The following is a 19,206-nucleotide window of genomic DNA, read 5'->3' as shown; positions in this document are numbered from 1 at the left end:
GGCCGACGCGCGACGGTCACATTCAGGCACTAACGTGTCCCCGGTGACCGTCTACTCCGATGACCTCGCCCTGGCCCTGCGACTGGCCGATGCCGCCGACGCCATTACGCGTGAGCGGTTCGGCGCACTCGATCTGAAGGTGGATGCCAAGCCGGATCTGACGCCGGTGTCGGATGCGGATCTGGCCGTGGAGCGGGCGCTGCGGGAGATCCTGACCGCGGAGCGGCCGGGTGATCTGGTGCTCGGTGAGGAGTTCGGCGGGGATGCCGAGTTCAGCGGACGGCAGTGGGTGATCGATCCCATCGACGGCACCAAGAATTTCGTGCGCGGGGTGCCGGTGTGGGCGTCGCTCATCTCGCTGCTGGTCGACGGGGTTCCGGTGGTTGGCGTGGTGAGCGCTCCGGCGCTGTCCCGGCGCTGGTGGGCGGCTTCCGGCGCGGGCGCCTGGTCGACCTTCGAAAAGGGTGAGCCCAAAGCGATTTCGGTGTCGGCGGTGGCGGAGCTGGGGGCCTCCAGTCTGGCGATCTCCAGCCTGTCCGGGTGGCGGGCGCTGGGCCGGCGGGAGAAGCTGCTCGTGCTCACCGACGAGGTGTGGCGGGTGCGCGGGTACGGCGACTTCTTCGGCTACTGCCTGCTGGCGGAGGGCGCGGTCGACATTTGCACCGAACCCGAACTGTCCCTGTGGGATATGGCCGCGCTCGACATTCTCATCCGGGAGGCGGGCGGCACGTTCACCTCGCTCGACGGCAACCCCGGACCGCACGGCGGCAGTGCCGTCGCCACCAACGGGCATCTGCAGGATCAGGTGCTGGCGGCGCTGGCGGCCTGACACCGGGCCGCGTTCACCCGAAACGCCTGAGGCTGGGCCACATTTCGGCCCAGCCCGCGCGGGGAGCGCGGCACAGGTAGACGAGTCCGCCCTGTTCCTCGTTGTCGATGCCGAGGCCATTGTCGATGCGGCCGACCTGTTCGATCTGCGGACAGAGCTCCAGCGCCCGATCCACGCCGAAGCCGATGAGCAGGGCGGGGCGGGCGTCTTGCGGTGGGCCCCACCACCAGTAGGAGTTGTGGCCGCTGTGCGGAGTGGGTAGCCGGTGCAGTGCGCCATAGCGTTCGATCGCTCCGGCCTCACCGTAATTCGCGGTCAGGAGTTCGGCATTCGGGCCCGCCCGCATGCGGATCTCGGCGATCTGGTCGACGAACTCCGGCCAGCCGATGGTTTCGCCCGCGTCGTAATTGATTTCGAGCACGGCTGTATCGCGCACCGAAGTGACCGGGATGATCGGCAGGAACAGCGCGGCTCCGGCGACAGCATTGACCGCCGTCACCGATACCACTGCGGCCGTGCGCATTCGGCGGCCTTCGAGCATCGGCTCCACCCCGGCGGCCGCCGCGGCCAGCAGTAGCGGATACATGCCGCCGAGGTAGTACGCCTTGCCGCTCGACACCGTGTACAGCAGCAACAGCACGAGATAGGTGAGCGGAAGGGCACGATACCGTCGCTGCCGCCACAGCCACCAGAGCCCGAATATCCACAGCGGCACCAGGAATGGGCCCATCAGCCCGAATTGCAGCAGTACGAAGGTCAGTGGCGTATCCGAGGTGCCGGAGGATCCGCCCGCGATGGCCCGGCCGAGTTCCCATTGCGGCCAGTCGTTTCGGGCCTGCCACAGCACATACGGCAGCGCGATCACCGCCGCGATACCGACCGCGAGCGGAAAGTATCTGGTGGCGAATATCTTTCGCGGTCCGATGGCCGCCAGCGTCACCGCGAGCACCGCGATCGGCACCGCGGACAGGGCCTTGTTCTGCAGGCTCAGCCCGGCCAGCACGCCGACCCCCAGCCACCAGCGCGGATCGGTCTCGGGCCGCAGCAGCCGCAGTACGAGCAGCACGATGCCGGACCAGAACGCCAGATCGAACACGGTGGTGCCGAGCAGATGCCCGGCGGCCATGAGCAGCGCGGCGGAGGCCACGAACGCGGCCGCCAGCGCCTGTCCGACCCGTCCCGCACCCAGTTCCCGCGCCATGAGCCCCGCGCACACCACGACGGCGACGGCCGCGAGGATGGCCGGAATCCGCAGCAGCACCAGCGATTGCGAGTCGATGACCGAGATCCCCCGTGCGATCAACGGCACCAGCGGCGGTTGATCCGCGTACCCCCAGTCCGGATGCCGCCCCGCCGCGAGGAAATACAGTTCGTCCCGGTGGTATCCGTACCGGTTCGACACCGTCAGCAGTACCGCCGCGAAAACCCCCGCTACCCAGTACATTCCGTCACAGTGACAGATTTCGGTGAACGGCGGGTGGTTTCTCCCCCACTGGTGTATCCGGCGCGGGTCTGCGGACCCCGGCGCCGGTGTCGTTCTATCTGAGGGCCGAGCCCGAATTGCCGACGCGGACCGAGCCGAAGTCGAGGAACGGGCCGTCCTTGCTGCTCGAGCCGACGTTCACGGAGCCGAGGCCGACGGAGGTTTCCGCTTCCCCCGGCGAGCTGTTGCCGGAGCCGGTTTCCATGCCGGCTTCGGTTTCGGACTGGGTGCCGGAGCCGCTACCGGCGACGGTTTCCAGGGGGATGCCTTCGGCCGAACTCGGTCCGGCCGTGAGGCACAGGGCGATCGCGATCGCGCCGGTCGTACCCACCAGCGTTCTCATATGACAGGGCCTTCCTTATGGGGGACATTGGTGCGCGCCACGGTAGCCCACTCGCCACCCGTTTGAAGGATGTTTGTTTCACTATTTCCCGACAACTCCGCCCGCCTTCGCAAACCACCGCCTCCACCTGCCGATTCGACAACCCTCGACGGTTGTTCTTACTCTGGAGTAAGATAGTCTTACTCAGGAGTAAGATTGCTGGGCAGGATCACCCTCCACTCTCAAGAAAACTGGTGATTATGAGCACTCGAGACACCGCAAAGAAGCGACGTCCGGATACTTCCGCTGTTGGCCTGAACCCGGTCAAGCGCGACTGGATGGGCACGGCGATGCGGGTCATGACGACCATCACGGGGTCGGAACTCGCGGAGAAGTACAACCTGCGCAAGCCCATCGAGCGGCTTACGTACGAGGGCACGAAGACCGGTTTCCGCACGCTCGGCGCCGCCACCCGCGCGTTCGAGAAGGTCTCCGGTGGTGGAGCGCCGAAGCGGCTGCCCGCCAACGAGTCCCGTAAGAAGGACTACTTCGACCTGACTCCGACCGACGAGCAGCAGATGATCGTCGAGACGGTCCGCGAGTTCGCCGGTGAGATCCTGCGCCCGGCCGCCTACGACGCCGACAATGCCGCCAAGGCTCCGCGTGATCTGCTGGAGCGCGCGGCCGAGCTCGGCATCACCCTGATCAATGTGCCGGAGGAGCTCGAGGGTGCCGCCTCCGAGCGCGGCGCGGTCACCAACTCGCTGGTCGCCGAGGCGCTGGCGCACGGCGACATGGGCCTGGCGCTGCCGATCCTGGCGCCGAGCGGTGTCGCGGTCGCGCTGTCGCAGTGGGGCACCGACGCGCAGCAGAAGACCTACCTGGGCGCCTACACCGGCGAGAACGTGCCGCAGTCGGCGGTCGTCATCGCCGAGCCGCAGGCGCTGTTCGATCCGTTCGCGCTGAAGACCAAGGCCACTCGTTCGCCGTCGGGCTACCGCCTCAATGGCGTGAAGAGCCTGGTTCCGGCCGCCGGTGACGCCGAGCTGTTCATCGTCGCCGCCGAGCTGGATGGTCGTCCGGCGTTCTTCATCGTCGAGGCCGACACCGAAGGTGTTGTGATCGAGGCGGATCCGTCGATGGGTCTGCGGGCCGCCGGTCTGGGCCGCCTGCTGCTGAACAATGTCGCGGTCTCCACCAACGCGATCCTGGGCGATGCCGAGGTCGCGCAGCGCGCCGAGGATTACGCCGACGCCGTGCGGCTGGCCCGCCTGGGCTGGGCGTCGCTGGCGGTCGGCACCGGTCAGGCCGTGCTGGACTACGTGATTCCGTATGTGAAGGAGCGCGAGGCGTTCGGCGAGCCGATCGCGCATCGTCAGGCGGTCGCCTTCATGGTCGCCAATATGGCCATCGAGCTGGATGGTCTTCGTCTCGTGACTCTGCGGGGTGCGTCACGCGCGGAGCAGGGGCTGTCGTTCGCTCGCGAGGCGGCGCTGGCCAAGAAGCTGGCCACCGACAAGGGCATGCAGATCGGTCTCGACGGCGTGCAGCTGCTGGGTGGCCACGGCTTCACCAAGGAGCACCCGGTCGAGCGCTGGTACCGCGATCTCCGCGCCGTCGGCGTCGCCGAAGGCATCGTCCTCATCTAGCCCGCCTCGTCCCCGCCGCCACCCTTGTATCGAGCCGCTACGCGGCGCTGGACGAATCCTCAACGGAGAGACCACTCATGATCAATCTCGAACTCCCCAAGAAGCTGCGGGCCAGCGCCAACCAGGCCCACCAGGTCGCCGCCGAGATCTTCCGCCCGGCGTCGCGCAAGTACGACCTCGCCGAGCACGAGTACCCGGTCGAGCTGGACACCATGGCCGCCATGGTCGAGGGCCTGTCCGACTCGGGCACCGAGCAGGTTTCCGGCGCCACCGGTGGCCGTCAGGTCGAGGGTGAGGGCGACGCCCACGCCACCGAGCTGCTCGGAAACACCAACGGCGGCAATATGTCCGCGCTGATGAACGCGCTGGAGACCTCGTGGGGCGACGTCGGCCTCATGCTGTCGATCCCCTACCAGGGTCTGGGCAACGCCGCCATCGCCGCGGTCGCCACCGACGAGCAGCTGAAGCGTTTCGGCAAGGTGTGGGCCGCCATGGCCATCACCGAACCGTCCTTCGGTTCCGACTCGGCCGCCGTCACCGCCACCGCCACCCTCGACGGTGACGAGTGGGTCCTCAACGGCACCAAGATCTTCGTGACGGCCGGTTCCCGCGCCACCCACATCGTGGTGTGGGCGTCCGTGGACCGCTCGCTGGGTCGCGCGGCCATCAAGTCGTTCGTGGTGCCGCGGGATGCCAAGGGCCTCACCGTGTCCCGCCTCGAGCACAAGCTCGGCATCAAGGCGTCCGACACCGCGGAGATCCGCTTCGAGGACTGCCGGATTCCGAAGGACAACATCCTCGGTTCGCCGGAAGTCAACGTGGAGAAGGGTTTCGCGGGCGTCATGCAGACGTTCGACAACACCCGTCCCCTCGTGGCCGCCATGGCCGTCGGTGTCGGTCGCGCCGCCCTCGAAGAGCTCCGCAAGGTCCTCGAGGACGCGGGCGTCGAGATCAGCTACGACAAGCCGGCCAACAACCAGCACGCCGCCGCCGCCGAATTCCTGCGCATGGAAGCCGATTACGAGTCGGCCTACCTGCTCTCGCTGCGCGCCGCCTGGATGGCCGACAACAAGAAGCCGAACTCCCTCGAGGCGTCCATGTCCAAGGCCAAGGCCGGCCGCATGGGCACCGATGTGACGCTGAAGGCCGTCGAGCTAGCCGGCGCCACCGGCTACTCCCAGCGCACCCTGCTGGAGAAGTGGGGCCGCGACTCGAAGATTCTGGACATCTTCGAGGGCACCCAGCAGATCCAGCAGCTCATCGTGGCCCGCCGCGTCCTGGGGCTGTCCTCGGACAAGCTGAAGTAAGCACTGGCACAACGGAAACCGGCGCGGACCTTTCGAGGTCCGCGCCGGTTCTCGTTCCGGGATTCGTTCTTAAGCGGTCGTTGGGCGTTCCGCAAGGTCGGCCGAACATGATCAACGCCGACAGATAACGATCGAGCCGGGGGCTCGACGCCCGACCGCGAGGAACCCTCATGCGCATCAAGCAGACCATCGGCGCCACCTTGGCCGCTGTCGCCCTCATCACCGGGCTCACGGCCTGCGGCAGTGACAGCGTCTCCGAATCCCCTGCGGCGGAACGGGATCCGCTCGCGGCCATGCAGCCGCTGAGCCCGGCCACGTCCGAGACCGAAATCCTCGGTCCGACCGGCTACCGCGGCCTCGACCTCGGCGCCGACTGGACCGAAGAAACCGCCCGGAACAACGGCAAGCCGCGCGGCATACTCGACGACGGCGGCACCATGGTCGGATGCGCCGGTTTCCGGTTCTGGTCCACCGGCAACGGATATCTCAACGACGGCAAGGTCGTCGCCCTGTTCCCGGACAAGTCGGCGCAGGTCCGAACCCCTGAGGGAATCAAGATCGGCTCCACCGTCGACCAGGTCCGCGACGCCTACCCCACCCTGCGTCTGGGCGTGAACTGGAGTTCCGCCGCCGTCCCCGACCAGCCGGGATTCCACTACGGATTCATGGGAATCACCCAGAGCGGCAAGGGCAGCCAGACCGTGACCGCGCTGCTCCTCTACTCCGATCAGGACACCTGCCACAACTGATCGGTCACCACTGGCAAACCCGTGTCAGCGGACCGTCAGGGCGGTGTCAGTCCCATGTCAGCCAACCCGGCGACAGTGTGTTCATCAAGCCGAACGGCCCGGAACCACAGGGGTTCCGGACCGAACATCACCGCTTCGAAGGAGCACACCATGTCCGCCACCCTCACCGCCCAGGACAACAGCACCCTCCGCACCGCCGCCTACGGCGCGGTCTCCCTCCTCGCCTCCGCCGGCGCCAAGGGCATCTCCCAGGCCTCCATCGCCCTCACCTCCGCCACCGGCCTGTCCGGCCACGTCCTCGCCGCCAAGTCCCGCGACATCCACCTCCCCGGCAAGAACACCGCCGAACTCGCCGACCAGGTCCTCCCGGCCCTCACCGCCGCCATGACCCTGCTGCAGACCCAGGACCCCGCCGAGGCCGACAACTTCCGCACCATCATCACAACCGCCGTGGATGCCGCCCTCTACACCAAGGGCCAGCCCACCCCCGCCGTAACCGCCATGGCCCACAAGATCATCGCGGCCCTCGACGCCGCGTAACCCACCGCGAAAAGCCGGTGTGAGCTCCAGCTCGCACCGGCTTTTCGCGTTCTCCGCCACCATCCTCGCCGCGGCCACCCCCAACGACAGCAACACCGGACGAGGTCTATCGCGTGAAGGTTTCCTCCGGGTGGCAGGTGATCACATCCGCCCGCGCCACAAGCGATCCAGGCACTTGCCCACCCTCGAAATGCTCGACACCGGGCACGATGACGGCTTCTGCATCGAGGAGGGTCACCTGAACTTTCAATCGCGCCAAGGGCGGCCGACCACATGTCGGGTCGTAGACAACAACGCCGGCAAAGTCGTAGCCCAGACGCCTGGCAAGCGCACGGATCTGGGATTCGTCCCAGAGTTGCCCGATCCCGGATACGTCGGTTCGGATATAGCCCAGTGCCGTTGGCCTGTAACGCATCTCGCCCCTCACCGGCAGGAAACATCCACCCGGAAACTCCGCGAGCCTTGTGCGCCAGCCCATCTCGGATCCTCTCGCATCCGACGGAGATCAACACCATAAATAAAGGTAGCTCTATTGAAGAATAGGGCCTAGAGGATGTGGCTACAACCAGCTTTATTCGGCCTATCTGGTGCGTGCGATATGTACAGCTAGCCTTATGGGGAGCGTCGAGACGAAGGCGGAGGTATCAGATGAGCATCACCGGATACCGGGGGCTGGCTGCGCGCCTGCGGGAGGCGATCGAGCGCGGCGAGCACCTTCCCGGCTCTACGCTGCCCAAACAAGACGAGCTGGCCGAACGCTACGGCGTGAACATCAAGACTGTCCGCCAGGCGATCGGATTACTCGAAGCAGAAGGACTCGTGACGCCGATCCGGCGGCGCGGCACTGTCGTTCGCGAACGGCCGCCGATGCGGAGGCTCGGCATCGAGCGGTACTCGAAACAGAAGTGGAAGTACGGAGACACCGTCGCGTTCGCCGCCGACCGCGAAGCATCCGGCCGCTCGTGGAACCGGACCGATCAGACACAGACCGTCGCGTTGGTCGAGGCAGATGCGGAGGTATCGAAAGCCTTTGGGCTGGAAGTCGGTTCGCCCGTGTATGAGCGTGCCCGGACAGTGCGCGATGCCGGCCAACCGACGCATACCCTCACCAGCTACTACCTTCCCCAGCACGTTGCGGGAACGCCTCTCGTAGACGCGGCTCCAGGCCCAGCCGGTCCAGGTGGCGGGTTTGCGGTGCTGACCCTGCAGGGCTACGAACCCGATCACATTTCCGAGTCGCTTTCCGCGCGCATGCCGACGCCGGATGAGATTGCGACCCTCGATCTTCCGGCCGGAGAACCGGTGATGGTCCTCGAACGACGCACCTACACGGCGAACGATGTGCTGATCGAGTTCGCCCGTGGCGTCCACGCGGGATCTCGATTCGCGTGGACTTACGACTTCAAGCTGCCGGAGTGAGGGACCGACTGATGGTGACGCGGTTGCCTGCGGAGTTTCGCGCGGATGTCGAAATCCTATGGGAGTACAACCAGATGCATCACGAGGTGCGGGCGGTTGACGTGGGGATCGGGTTGGGTGGGCACGACATCGGAGTCGCCATCCATGCGGCCGAGCTCTATCACGCGGGGATGCTGCCACTGATAGTTTTCAGCGGGGCGAATGCTCCTACGACGGTGGAGCGGTTTCCGCGCGGAGAGGCTGTGCATTTTCGGGAGCGGGCTCTCGAGCTTGGGGTACCCGCGGATGCGGTGCTGATCGAGCTCCTGGCTACCAACACGGGAGACAACATCGACTTCAGCCGGGCGCTGTTGGAGGGCCTCGGGATTGCGGATTCGATCAAGTCGGTCATGTTGATTTCTCGGCCGTATCAGCAGCGGCGGGGTTATGGGATTTGCCGGAAGCGGTGGCCGGGGGTGGATGTGATTTGCGGGTCGCTTCCGCTCGGGCTCGATGAGTATGTTGCCGGGATCGGGGATGTGGATCGGGTTGTGAACATGTTGGTGGGTGACACCCAGCGGGTGTGGGTGTATCCGGCGAAGGGGTGGGCTGTGGAACAGGTTGTGCCGGAGGAGGTTCGGGCGGCGTACGGGCGCCTGGTCGATGCTGGGTTCACCGGTCGGCTGCTGGCTGAATAGGGTTGTGGCGAGGGCTTTCTCGGTGGCGCGGGGGTGTCAGGGTGGTGTCAGTGCTGTGTCAGGCGGAGCGGCGACAGTGTGTACATCAAGGACAACGGGCCGGAGCCACAACGGAATCGGCCGAGACAAGCACCGCTTCGAAGGAGTACACATCATGTCTGCCACCGTCACTCTCACCGCTCATGACAACAGCACGTTGCGGACCGCTGCGTATGGGGCGGTGTCGCTGATGTCGGCGGCGGGGGCGCCGCACAAGGGGGTTTCGCGGGCTTCCATCGCGTTGACCTCGGCGACCGGGCTGTGCGGGCATGTGCTTGCCGCGAAGTCGCGGGATATTCAGTTGTCCGGCAAGAACACTGCGGAGTTGGCCGAGCAGGTGTTGCCGGCGTTGAGCGCGGCTGTGGCACTGCTGCGGGCTCAGGATCCTGCTGAGGCCGACAACTTCCAGACCATCGTCACGATCGCCGTCGAGTCTGCCGCCTATGCCAAGGGGCAGCCGACCCCTGCGGTTGCCGCGATGGCTCACAAGATCAGCGCCGCCCTCGGGACCGTGTAGGAGTTGAATCAGTGAGGAAAACCGGTGCGAGACTGTGGGTCTCGCACCGGTTTTCGGCGTTCAGGAGCCGGTGACGATGGTTCCGGCGGTGGGGTCCAGGAGGGTGTTGAGGAGTTGGCCGAGGCGTTCGCCCGCCAGGCGGAGCTGGGTTTCGGCTATGGGGAGGAATTGGCGGGTGTAGTCGTCGCCGATGGTGGAGGAGTCGGGGTAGACGCCTGGGGTGAGGGCGATGCGGCAGCTGTATTGGGCCCATTGGACGGGGGCGGTATTCGTTTGTACGGCAGGGAGGTTGGGGGCGGGGAGGGACAGTAGGCGTTCGAGTTCGGCGGCGTCGTTTAGCTGAAGGGTGTCGAGCAGGCCGCTGTCCCAGATCGCGTGCAGGTTGGTGTTCTTGCCGAGGTAGCGGAGTTCGATATTGTTGCCGCCGCGGTCGCGGGCGTAGCCGGCGTGCATGGGCTGGTGGATGTCGCCGGTGAAGTGGACGATGAACTTCAGGGCTTGGCGGCGGACCGAATCCGGCTGGGTGCGGTCGGCGAGGGTGGCGGATTGGGTGCGCAGGGCCTCGATGACATTCGAGCCGTCATTGCCGTTCACCGCCGGGTTGTAAACGCAGTTGTTCTCGGCAATGTTCACGTAATGCCAGGGGGCGGAGCGCTTTCCGAGGTCAGGGTCGGTGGCGCGGATCTCGTCGGCCCAGGTGGAGACGCCTGCGAGGGTGGGGTCGGGCTCGCCGGAAAGGAGGCGGGAGACCTCGGTTCGGGCCGTGGCACTCAGGCGCAGGTCGGCGATGGCGCCCACGGTGTTGTGCCCCTGCGTGCCCCACGCGTTCGCGGACGGGGGAAAGACCAACAGGGTTGCGGCAACCGCACATAGTGCTGCCGTGGCTGCTCTGAGTCGCACGAGTGCGGATCCTTTCATGGTGTGCGGGTCCGGTCCTCATACGAGTGTCTGCGACGGCCATTATGCGCAAGCAAACTCCAGGCGAACTCACCGCGCGGTGGCGGCGGTCACGGATTGCCGGAGAAGAGCTTTCGCATGCCGGTGAACAGCTGAGATGCGCCACCCAGGGACCAGCCGCCGTCGACAGGGATCACCGCGCCGGTGACATAGGAGGCCATAGGCGATGCCAGCCACAGACAGCAGTCGGCGATCTCCTGCGCGACACCGTAACGGCCCAGCGGCACGGAGTCGGTGACGAGACTCTCGAGTTCAGGGGTGGGAGCCAGGCGGGCCATGCCCTCGGTGCCGGATATCGGGCCGGGGGCAATGGCATTCACGCGGATGCCGACGGGACCCCACTCCAGAGCGCAGACACGAGTCACCATGTCGACGCCGGCCTTCGCCGCACAGGCATGAGCCTGAAGTTCCATGGCGATGCTGGATTGGGGCGCGGAGATATTGATGACGGTCGCGCCCGGCTTACGAAGGTGCTCATAGGCCGCACGCAAAACGTGAAAGGTGCCTTTCAGGTCGATATCGACGACGGCGGCGAAAGCGCGCGCGGACATGTCCCGCGCAGTGGCGGGAAAGTTTCCCGCCGCACCGGAGACCAGGACGTCGAACTCGCCCAACTGATCACTGGCAGCCGACATGGCCTCTGCAACCGCGTCGTACTCCCGCACATCTGCGGCGAAACCCACTGCGGGCACCCGGTATTCGGCGAGAGTGGCAACGGCCGCCTCGACCTTGACGGGACTGCGGGACAGTACCGCCACCGCCGCACCCTCACGAGCGAAGGCCTGCGCCACACCCAAATTGATCCCGCTGGTACCGCCCGCCACGAAGACCGTGCGACCGGAGAAGTCGAATTGCTCTGTCATTCACCGATTCTGCGGCGCGGACCGGTCACGCGGCGGCGAAACGCAGGGCCAGTTGGGTGCGGGAGGTGCAGGAGGTTTCGGCGAGGACTCGGGTCAGGTGTTTCTTGACGGTGTCGACGCCGATGAAGAGGCGTTCGGCGATCTGGCGGTTGGTGAGGCCCTGGGCCGCCAGGTCGGCGACGTCCCATTCTCGCGGTGTGAGTTGCCAATTCGCGCCGATGGCGCGGCGGTCGTGGTCTCGGGAGAGCTGCTCGGTGGCCAGTGGGGTGAGGTGTCGGCGCAGGGTGTGCAGGACGGCCAGGTCGCGTTCGGGGACGCGAGGGGCGTCGCAGACCGCCATGCCGACGAACACCACACCGGCCGGGCCCGCGTCCACCACCATGACGGCCTTGTCGGTGATTCCGTTGGGGCGCAGGAAGTCACGCAGGAAGGTCGAGTCGGGGGCGATGTCGCTGAGGCGGGCGACGCCGCGGGATATGAGCAGGTTCGCGGTGTGCTCGCTGCGCAGGGGGTCCGAGTTCACCCAGCGCTCTTCGTATTCCGTCAGGAACTCGGGGGTGTAACCGCCGAGCACACCGCAGCCCTCGCGGAGGGCTTCGGGCAGTGAACTACCGTGTCGCACAGCTACTCCGGTGAAGCCGAACCAGGTGCGCAGGGCATGGATCAGGCGTTCCCGGAATTCCGGGAGATCGCTTGCCCGGTCGACGGATTCGAGGACGCCCAGCACGCGCCGGTGGTCCTCGGCGGACAGCGGCTCGCCCTCCGGCAGCGGGCGCGGACGGCGAACGGGATCGCTCAAAGCTCCAGTCACGGATCGATTTTCCACCTTTGGGCCATACCGGGCGAGCAGGGCGGAGGGCACTGTTGTTCGCAGGACCTCGGGCAAGCCGCCCGGGACTCGAGCGAAGGATCGACCATGAGTGCACAGACCACCCCGCGCCGCTGGCTGATCACCGGAGCCAACAGCGGATTCGGTGCGGCCTTCACCCAGGCGGCGCTGGAGGCCGGGGACCACGTGATCGCGGCCGTACGGCGTCCGGAAAGCATGGCGGATGTGGTTGCCGCGCATCCGGATCGGGTGACCGTGGTGGCCCTGGACGTGCGGGACGCGCAGGCCGCCGAGCGCGCGGTGAAGGAGGCCGGGCGCATCGATGTGCTGGTGAACAATGCGGGCTACGGGATCGTCGGCGCGATCGAGGAGACCGCCGAGGCCGACCTGCGCGATGCCATGGAGGTCATGTTCCACGGTCCGCTGCGGCTGACCCAGCTGGTGCTGCCGCAGATGCGCGAACGCCGCAGTGGCGCGATCGTGCAGGTGAGCAGCATGGGCGGGTTCATGTCCTTCGCGGGGGTCGGCATCTACTCCGCGGCGAAGGGTGCGCTCGAGTTGGCCAGCGAAGCCCTTGCGGCGGAGGTGAATCCGCTCGGCATCCAGGTGCTGATCGTGGAGCCGGGCGCGTTCCGCACCAGTTTCGCCAAGCCCGCGGCGCTGACCATCAGCACCGGCATCGCCGACTACACCGACACCGTGGGCGCGATTCGCGACGGCCTGCCCGCCTCGGATCAGCAGCAGGAGGGCGATCCGGCCAAGGCCGCCGCCGCGGTGATCACCACTGTGGGACAACCGAATCCGCCGCTGCGCCTGGCCCTGGGCCCGGATGCGGTGCAGGCGATCCGCGGCAAGCTGGCCGCCGTCGCCGCGGATCTCGACGCCACCGCCGAGCTCGGCCTGAATACCGGACTGGATCCGGTCGCCGACTGAGCACAGACCAAACCGTGTCCGTTCTGACCGAATTTGTGTAACGACGGTCACACTCCACTGCTACCGTGGCGACAACCCGTCGCCGCGGCGGGCGAAAACAGCACGTCAATGGAGGTGGGCGCGATGGCCTCGGTTCTGCATTCGGCGCAGCAGCGAATGACGCACACCGTGGAGGCCCTCAAGGGGCTGAAGCGGTTGCGGGAGCAGGGGGTGAGCGATCCGAAGGAGCCGCTCGAAACCGTGCGCACCGCACTGGATTCGCGGGTGTACGGCCCGCAGGCGACCATGGTGCGGCACGCGGCCCGGATCTGGCCGGATGCGATCGGGCTGGCGGACGAGGCCGGTGAGCTCAGCTATCGGGAACTCGACGAGCGGTCCAATGCCATCGCGCGCGGACTACAGCGCATGGGCATCAAGCCGGGCATGGTGATCGCCATCCTGGCGCGCGACCATCGCGGACTGCTGCTGTCCATGGCGGCGGCGGGCAAGCTCGGTGCGCGTCTGGCCCTCATGAACACCGGCTTCGCCAAACCGCAGTTCGCGGAGGTGTGCACGCGGGAGAACGTGAAGGCGGTGCTGCACGACAGCGAATTCCTCGGACTGCTCGACGCCCTCCCGGCGGACCTCCCGCGGGTGCTCACCTGGGTCGACGCGGGCACCGAATTGCCCGCCAACGCAACAACTCTCGATGCCCTGGTGGCGGCCAACAACCGCGAGCCGCTGCCCGCGCCCAAGAAGCCGGGCGGCTTCATCATCCTCACCAGCGGCACCACCGGCCTGCCCAAGGGCGCGCCGCGCGACAAGGTTACCCCGCTGGCCACGGTGCAGATGATCGACCGCATCGACTTCCCGCGCCAGGGCACCATGCTCATCGTCTCCCCCATCTTCCACAGCACCGGGCTGGGCACCTGGCTGGTCGGCGTGGCGCTGGGCAACAAGACGGTGGTGGCGCGGCGCTTCGACGCCGAACAGACGCTGCGGCTGATCGCCGAGCACAAGGTGGACATGCTGGTCGCGGTGCCGACCATGCTGCACCGCATGGTCGAACTGGATCCGAAGATCCGCGAAAAGTACGACACCTCTTCGCTGAAGGGCATTGTCATCGCGGGTTCGGCGCTCTCACCGGAGTTGAGCATCCGCACCGCCGAGGTGTTCGGCAATGTGCTCTACAACCTGTACGGCTCCACCGAATGCGCGGTGGCCACGGTGGCTCGGCCGGAGGATCTGGCCGTCGCGCCCGGCACGGCGGGCCGCTCCCCCATCACCTGCGAGGTGGCGCTGTTCGACGACGACGGCAAGCGCATTCGCGCCAAGAATGTCACCGGTCGCATCTTCATCCGCTCGGGCGCACCGTTCAAGGGCTACACCGACGGCCGGCACAAGCAGATCATCGACGGCTACATGTCCTCCGGCGATGTCGGCCATTTCGATGACAGCGGACTGCTTTTCGTGGACGGCCGCGACGACGACATGATCGTCTCCGGCGGCGAGAACGTCTTCCCGCAGGAGGTGGAGAATCTGCTGCTGGAGCGCACCGACGTCTTCGATGCCGCGGTGGTCGGCGTGGACGATACGGAGTTCGGGAAACGCCTGCGCGCCTTCATCGTCGCCGAGCCCGGCGAGAAGCCGGATCCGGACGAGATCAAGCTGTTCGTGAAGAACAATCTGGCCCGCTACAAGGTGCCGCGCGATGTGTTCTTCCTGGATGAGCTGCCCCGCAATGCCACCGGGAAGTTGCTGCGCCGGGTGCTGGTCGAGTTCGAGGCTCCCGCCGCCGGCAGCTAGCGCTCAGCGAAACCACCGGGCCGCGCCCCCTATCCGGCGGATCGGACCCCCTATCGGCCTGTCACGCGCGCCACGACCTGCGCGATGTATTCGAAACCGCAGGTTACAGAGACCTCGGCCACACTGTTCGGCGCGGTGCTTGCTAGTGTTAGCACCGCACTGGATCTCGAGGTTGCGGTCCGTCAGCCGACTCGTCCGGCAGGGGATCGCGGAAGGTTGTACCCATGTCACTTGCCCTTCCACAGGCAGGCACGGTTCTACGCAAGGCGAGCGATGCCGCGCTGAGCGTCAATGCCATGGTCCGAGGGGGACTGTTCAACCCGCTGCGGCCCGACCACGCGGTCCGTTCGGCCGTGAACGTGCTGAAGTTCGGCCCCTTCGCGGGCGCCATGGCGCACGCCGCCAAGACCAGCCCCAAGGCGGCGGCCATCGTGGACGAGGCCGGTGAGCTCACCTTCGAGCAGATCGATCAGCAGTCCACCGCCTTCGCGCGCGGACTCGCCGCGCAGGGCCTGGGCCCCGGCGATGTGATCGGCGTGCTGGCCCGCGACCATCGCGGCATGGTGCTGAGCCTGGTCGCCGCCGGCAAGCTGGGCGTGCGCGCGGTGCTGATGAACACCGGCTTCGCCAAGCCGCAGTTCGCCGACGTGGCCGCCCGCGAGAAGGTCAAGGCGGTGCTGCACGACAGCGAGTTCTTCGACCTCATGAGCGCCATCCCCGCCGAGATCCCGCGCATCCTGACCTGGGTCGACGCCAAGGACAATGCCGACCCGTCGATTCCGACCATCGACTCGGTGGCGGCCGGGCAGTCCATCGCGCCGCTGGCCCCGCCGGAGAAGCCGGGCGGCATGGTCATCCTCACCAGCGGCACCACCGGCACCCCGAAGGGCGCGCCGCGCGACAAGGTGAGCCCGTTCATTACCGCGCAGTTCCTGGACCGGATTCCGTTGCCGCGCAACAGCACCGTCGTCATGGCCGCGCCGATCTTCCACGCCACCGGCCTGTCGCAGTTCACCATCGCCATCGCGCTCGGCAACCGAGTCGTGTTCCAGCAGCGGCGATTCGACCCGGAACTGACCCTGCAGAACATCCAGAAGTATCGGGCGCAGGGCCTGGTCGTCGTGCCCACCATGCTGCAGCGCATCCTCGACCTGCCGCCGGAGATTCTGGCGAAGTACAAGCCCAGCGAAACCCTGCGCGTGCTGTTCGCCGCCGGTTCGGCCATCCCGCCGGACGTGGTCACCCGCACCCTCGACTACTTCGGTGACAGCCTCTACAACGTGTACGGCTCCACCGAGTGCGCGGTCATGACCGTCGCCCAGCCGGCCGAACTGCGCAAGGCCCCGACCACCGCGGGCAAGCCGCCGGTCGGCATCCGCATCGCGCTCTACGACGAGAACCGCAAGCGCATCACCGCGCCGAACGTGACCGGCACGATCTTCATCGAGAACGGGCACTCGTTCAAGCAGTACACCGACGGTCGCACCAAGGAGTATGTGGACGGGCTCATGTCCTCCGGCGACGTCGGCCACTTCGACAACGACGGGCTGCTGTTCATCGACGGCCGCGACGACGACATGATCGTCTCCGGCGGCGAGAACGTCTTCCCGCAGGAGGTCGAGAACCTGCTGTCCAACCGCCCCGACGTGCTCGAGGCCGCCGTGGTCGGCGTCGACGACCGCGACTTCGGAAAGCGCCTGCGCGCCATCGTCGTTCCGGGCCCGGACTCCAAGCGCGACGTCCAGGAACTCAAGGACTACGTCAAGGAGAACCTGGCCCGCTACAAGGTCCCGCGCGAGGTGATCTTCCTCGACGAGCTGCCCCGCAACGCCACCGGCAAGCTGCTGCGCAAGCCGCTCATCGAAATGGAAGTTCCCGCAGAGTAATTCGGGCTGCCACAGCCACGAAGCCTCCGGTGTGCCGCGTGCGCGCCGGAGGCTTTCTCGTTCGGTGCGGCGGCTGGCGCGCCTGACCGGAGCGGAGCCGATGAGCGATCGGGTCCGTCGCCGCAACGGTGGATCCCGCACGGGCGTTCATCCGGATCGACGCATGCGGCCCGGAAACCAGCCCGTACGCTCCGTTATCATCAGGCGGTGAGTTTCGAGTCCGGCCGACCCTCGGCGCATGTTCGCAGTGATGCTGCGGTATTGCGTGGTGGGGCGGCCGGACTCGTTTCCGGGGCGCTCGCGGTCGCGGCGCACGGCTGGATTTCCGGGGCGGCGCCACCGGAATCCGGGCCGCTGACGCTGCTCATCGCGGTGTCGGCGGCGGTGGGCGCGCTGGTCTCGGGGGTGAACGCGCTACGCACCACCTGGCTCGGCCTGGTCGCCGCGCTGGTGGGCGGGCAGCTGCTCGGGCACGTCAGCATGATGTGGGGATCGCCGGGGCAGAGCCACCACCATCATCATTCCGCCGGGATGTGGAGTCCGGCCATGCTGGCCGCGCACACCGTGGCGGCGGTCTTCGCGGCCGTGGTGATCGTCGGCGCGGAAGCCGCGTATCGGATCGTCACCACCGTGCTGTCGTGGGTGCTGCCGATTCCCCTGGCGCTGCCCGTTCCCGCGGGTCCGGCGGCACTTCCGATCGGTCATCGCGATCGGGTCGTGCTGCGCGTCCTCGCGGCCGACGCATTCCGCACGCGCGGTCCGCCCGCGCTCGTTCGAGTCTGACTTCATCCTGCACCCGGGCACACGGACCAGCTCGTTCGTGTGATTTCGCCGTATCGGCAACCGATGCTGATCGACCGTGCCGCACACCTCTACCGCGGCACGCCCTGATCAGCGGCCACGGCGCCGGGGTTCCTCGAACACACGGAAAGACCGCTTGTGACCATCACAGAAAGCGGTGTCGAACAGCTTGATTCGGCACCGCCGCCCTCCCCTGCCCGAACCAGAGAACAGTCGAGCAAACGCGGTGCGGGCAACGCCTTCCAGGCGCTCATGCTGCGACTGCACTTCTACGCAGGCCTTTTCATCGCACCGTTCATTCTGATCGCGGCCGTCACCGGTGCGCTGTACGCGATCTCCCCCACGCTCGAGTCCGTCGTGGATCGCGGACTGCTGCACACCGATTCGACCGGTCCGGCCAAGCCGCTGACCGAGCAGGTGGCCGCCGCCACGGCACTGCGGCCGGATCTGCCGCTCGGCGCGGTCGCCCCGGCCCAGAACCAGGGCGACACCACCCGGGTCATCTTCAACGATCCGACGCTCGGGGCCTCCGAGCGGCGGGCCGTGTTCGTCGATCCCGTCACCGCGCAGCCGGTCGGCGAGAGCGTCGTCTACGGCAGTTCGGGCGCGCTGCCCACCCGCACCTGGATCGACAAGCTGCACAAGGATCTGCACCTGGGCGACGTCGGTCGCTACTACAGCGAGATCGCCGCGTCCTGGATGTGGCTGGTGGCGCTGGCCGGGCTGGTGCTCTGGTACCGCCGGGTGCGGGCGCGCCGCGAGAAGCGTTCGGCGGGCTGGCTGCTGCGGCCGGATCGGTCCAAGCCGCGCGCTCGCACGCTGAACTGGCATGCGGCGGTCGGCATCTGGATCCTGCCGGTGATCCTGCTGCTGTCGGTCACCGGCATGACCTGGTCGAAGTACGCCGGTGAGAATGTCGCGGACCTGCGCGCGGCCATGAACTGGAAGACCCCGGCGGTCAGCGCCAAGCTGCCGGGCTCGACCATGCCCGCCATGCCCCCGGGCGGTGACCACGCCGATCACGGCAAGGCGCCGACGGACGCGCCCTCGCCGAACAAGGCCGCACTCGTGGACACCGTGTACGGAGTCGCGCGCGCCAACGGCCTGGAGGGTCCGCTCGAGATCAGCATTCCGGCCAAGGACGGCACCGCCTTCACCGCGAAGGAGCTGCGCCGCCCGGGTGTGCTGACGCTGGATTCCATTGCGGTGGAAGGGTCCACGGGCAATGTCACCGATATCCTGCGGTACTCGGATTGGCCGCTCATGGCCAAACTCACCAACTGGGGCATCCAGTTCCATATGGGCCTGATGTTCGGGCTGCTGAACCAGTTGCTGCTGCTGGCCATCATGATCGGGCTGATCACGGTGATCGTGCGCGGCTACCTCATGTGGTGGCGGCGCCGGCCGACCAAGGAGTCGAAGCTGTCCGCGGGCCGGGCCCCGCGCCGCGGCGCGCTGCGGCAGACGCCGATCGCGGTGCTGGTGCCGTTCGCCGCGGCCGCGTTGTTCGTGAGCTGGTACGTGCCGATGATCGGCATTCCGCTGCTCGGCTTCCTGGTGGTGGATGCGCTGGTGGGCCTGGCTGCCCGCCGCAGTCACACTTCGGCCGCCTAGACCGTCG

At 67.2% G+C, this 19,206-nt stretch carries 19 protein-coding genes; 13 read left to right on the top strand and 6 right to left on the bottom strand.

What is annotated here, in order from left to right:
• The first annotated feature begins 43 nt into the window (after positions 1-43).
• Positions 44-829, top strand: a complete 786-nt coding sequence (gene hisN, locus H0264_RS13110; RefSeq protein ID WP_181584208.1) for a histidinol-phosphatase — start codon at positions 44-46, stop codon at positions 827-829.
• Positions 830-842: 13 nt separating this feature from the next.
• On the opposite strand, the gene H0264_RS13105 is transcribed toward hisN, so the two are convergent.
• Positions 843-2,273 carry a glycosyltransferase family 39 protein gene (locus H0264_RS13105; protein ID WP_181584207.1) on the bottom strand — a complete coding sequence of 477 codons (1,431 nt, stop codon included), beginning with the start codon at positions 2,271-2,273 and terminating at the stop codon, positions 843-845.
• Positions 2,274-2,367: 94 nt separating this feature from the next.
• The gene (locus H0264_RS13100; protein ID WP_181584206.1) at positions 2,368-2,655 is read right to left on the bottom strand and encodes a hypothetical protein; all 288 of its coding nucleotides are present in this window, start codon (positions 2,653-2,655) and stop codon (positions 2,368-2,370) included.
• 233 nt (positions 2,656-2,888) lie between these two features.
• On the opposite strand from H0264_RS13100, the gene H0264_RS13095 reads away from it, so the two are divergent.
• From H0264_RS13095 to H0264_RS13080, 4 genes are all read left to right on the top strand, one after another.
• Entirely contained in the window at positions 2,889-4,283 is a 1,395-nt protein-coding gene (locus tag H0264_RS13095; protein ID WP_181584205.1) for an acyl-CoA dehydrogenase family protein, read from the top strand.
• 77 nt (positions 4,284-4,360) lie between these two features.
• On the top strand, positions 4,361-5,590 hold the full coding sequence (locus H0264_RS13090) for an acyl-CoA dehydrogenase family protein (RefSeq protein WP_181584204.1): 1,230 nt from the start codon (positions 4,361-4,363) through the stop codon (positions 5,588-5,590).
• A gap of 170 nt (positions 5,591-5,760) precedes the next feature.
• The gene (locus H0264_RS13085) at positions 5,761-6,339 is read left to right on the top strand and encodes a hypothetical protein (RefSeq protein ID WP_181584203.1); all 579 of its coding nucleotides are present in this window, start codon (positions 5,761-5,763) and stop codon (positions 6,337-6,339) included.
• Between the two features lie 150 nt (positions 6,340-6,489).
• The gene (locus H0264_RS13080; RefSeq protein ID WP_181584202.1) at positions 6,490-6,879 is read left to right on the top strand and encodes a hypothetical protein; all 390 of its coding nucleotides are present in this window, start codon (positions 6,490-6,492) and stop codon (positions 6,877-6,879) included.
• 106 nt (positions 6,880-6,985) lie between these two features.
• Here H0264_RS13080 and H0264_RS13075 read toward each other — a convergent pair whose 3' ends face one another.
• Entirely contained in the window at positions 6,986-7,357 is a 372-nt protein-coding gene (locus H0264_RS13075) for a hypothetical protein (protein WP_244976173.1), read from the bottom strand.
• A 170-nt stretch (positions 7,358-7,527) separates the two neighbouring features.
• Here H0264_RS13075 and H0264_RS13070 point away from each other — a divergent pair, with 170 nt between their 5' ends.
• The 3 genes from H0264_RS13070 (at position 7,528) to H0264_RS13060 (ending at position 9,531) form a co-directional block, all read left to right on the top strand.
• A complete protein-coding gene (locus H0264_RS13070) occupies positions 7,528-8,298 on the top strand; it encodes a GntR family transcriptional regulator (protein ID WP_181584201.1) in 771 nt (256 codons plus the stop codon).
• A gap of 11 nt (positions 8,299-8,309) precedes the next feature.
• Complete coding sequence (locus H0264_RS13065) at positions 8,310-8,975, top strand: YdcF family protein (RefSeq protein WP_181584200.1); 666 nt, start codon at positions 8,310-8,312, stop codon at positions 8,973-8,975.
• Positions 8,976-9,129: 154 nt separating this feature from the next.
• The gene (locus H0264_RS13060; protein ID WP_181584199.1) at positions 9,130-9,531 is read left to right on the top strand and encodes a hypothetical protein; all 402 of its coding nucleotides are present in this window, start codon (positions 9,130-9,132) and stop codon (positions 9,529-9,531) included.
• A gap of 60 nt (positions 9,532-9,591) precedes the next feature.
• Here the strand turns inward: H0264_RS13060 and H0264_RS13055 are convergent, their stop codons facing one another.
• The 3 genes from H0264_RS13055 to H0264_RS13045 form a co-directional block, all read right to left on the bottom strand.
• Positions 9,592-10,449, bottom strand: a complete 858-nt coding sequence (locus H0264_RS13055) for a S1/P1 nuclease (RefSeq protein WP_181584198.1) — start codon at positions 10,447-10,449, stop codon at positions 9,592-9,594.
• Between the two features lie 89 nt (positions 10,450-10,538).
• The gene (locus tag H0264_RS13050) at positions 10,539-11,351 is read right to left on the bottom strand and encodes an SDR family oxidoreductase (protein ID WP_181584197.1); all 813 of its coding nucleotides are present in this window, start codon (positions 11,349-11,351) and stop codon (positions 10,539-10,541) included.
• A 25-nt stretch (positions 11,352-11,376) separates the two neighbouring features.
• Positions 11,377-12,162 (bottom strand): helix-turn-helix transcriptional regulator, encoded by a 786-nt coding sequence (locus H0264_RS13045; RefSeq protein ID WP_181584196.1) that lies wholly within the window; start codon positions 12,160-12,162, stop codon positions 11,377-11,379.
• Between the two features lie 105 nt (positions 12,163-12,267).
• On the opposite strand from H0264_RS13045, the gene H0264_RS13040 reads away from it, so the two are divergent.
• From H0264_RS13040 to H0264_RS13020, 5 genes are all read left to right on the top strand, one after another.
• On the top strand, positions 12,268-13,113 hold the full coding sequence (locus tag H0264_RS13040; RefSeq protein WP_181584195.1) for an SDR family NAD(P)-dependent oxidoreductase: 846 nt from the start codon (positions 12,268-12,270) through the stop codon (positions 13,111-13,113).
• A 123-nt stretch (positions 13,114-13,236) separates the two neighbouring features.
• The gene (locus H0264_RS13035; protein ID WP_181584194.1) at positions 13,237-14,898 is read left to right on the top strand and encodes an acyl-CoA synthetase; all 1,662 of its coding nucleotides are present in this window, start codon (positions 13,237-13,239) and stop codon (positions 14,896-14,898) included.
• Between the two features lie 224 nt (positions 14,899-15,122).
• Entirely contained in the window at positions 15,123-16,784 is a 1,662-nt protein-coding gene (locus H0264_RS13030) for an acyl-CoA synthetase (protein WP_181584193.1), read from the top strand.
• A 207-nt stretch (positions 16,785-16,991) separates the two neighbouring features.
• A complete protein-coding gene (locus H0264_RS13025) occupies positions 16,992-17,567 on the top strand; it encodes a hypothetical protein (RefSeq protein WP_181584192.1) in 576 nt (191 codons plus the stop codon).
• 156 nt (positions 17,568-17,723) lie between these two features.
• Positions 17,724-19,199 carry a PepSY-associated TM helix domain-containing protein gene (locus H0264_RS13020; RefSeq protein ID WP_338040146.1) on the top strand — a complete coding sequence of 492 codons (1,476 nt, stop codon included), beginning with the start codon at positions 17,724-17,726 and terminating at the stop codon, positions 19,197-19,199.
• The last annotated feature ends 7 nt before the right edge of the window (positions 19,200-19,206 follow it).

The sequence above is a fragment of the Nocardia huaxiensis genome, from assembly GCF_013744875.1.
GTDB classification, from domain to species: domain Bacteria; phylum Actinomycetota; class Actinomycetes; order Mycobacteriales; family Mycobacteriaceae; genus Nocardia; species Nocardia huaxiensis.
Note: the sequence above shows the minus strand (reverse complement) of the source record. Positions and strands in the feature narration are given on the sequence as shown.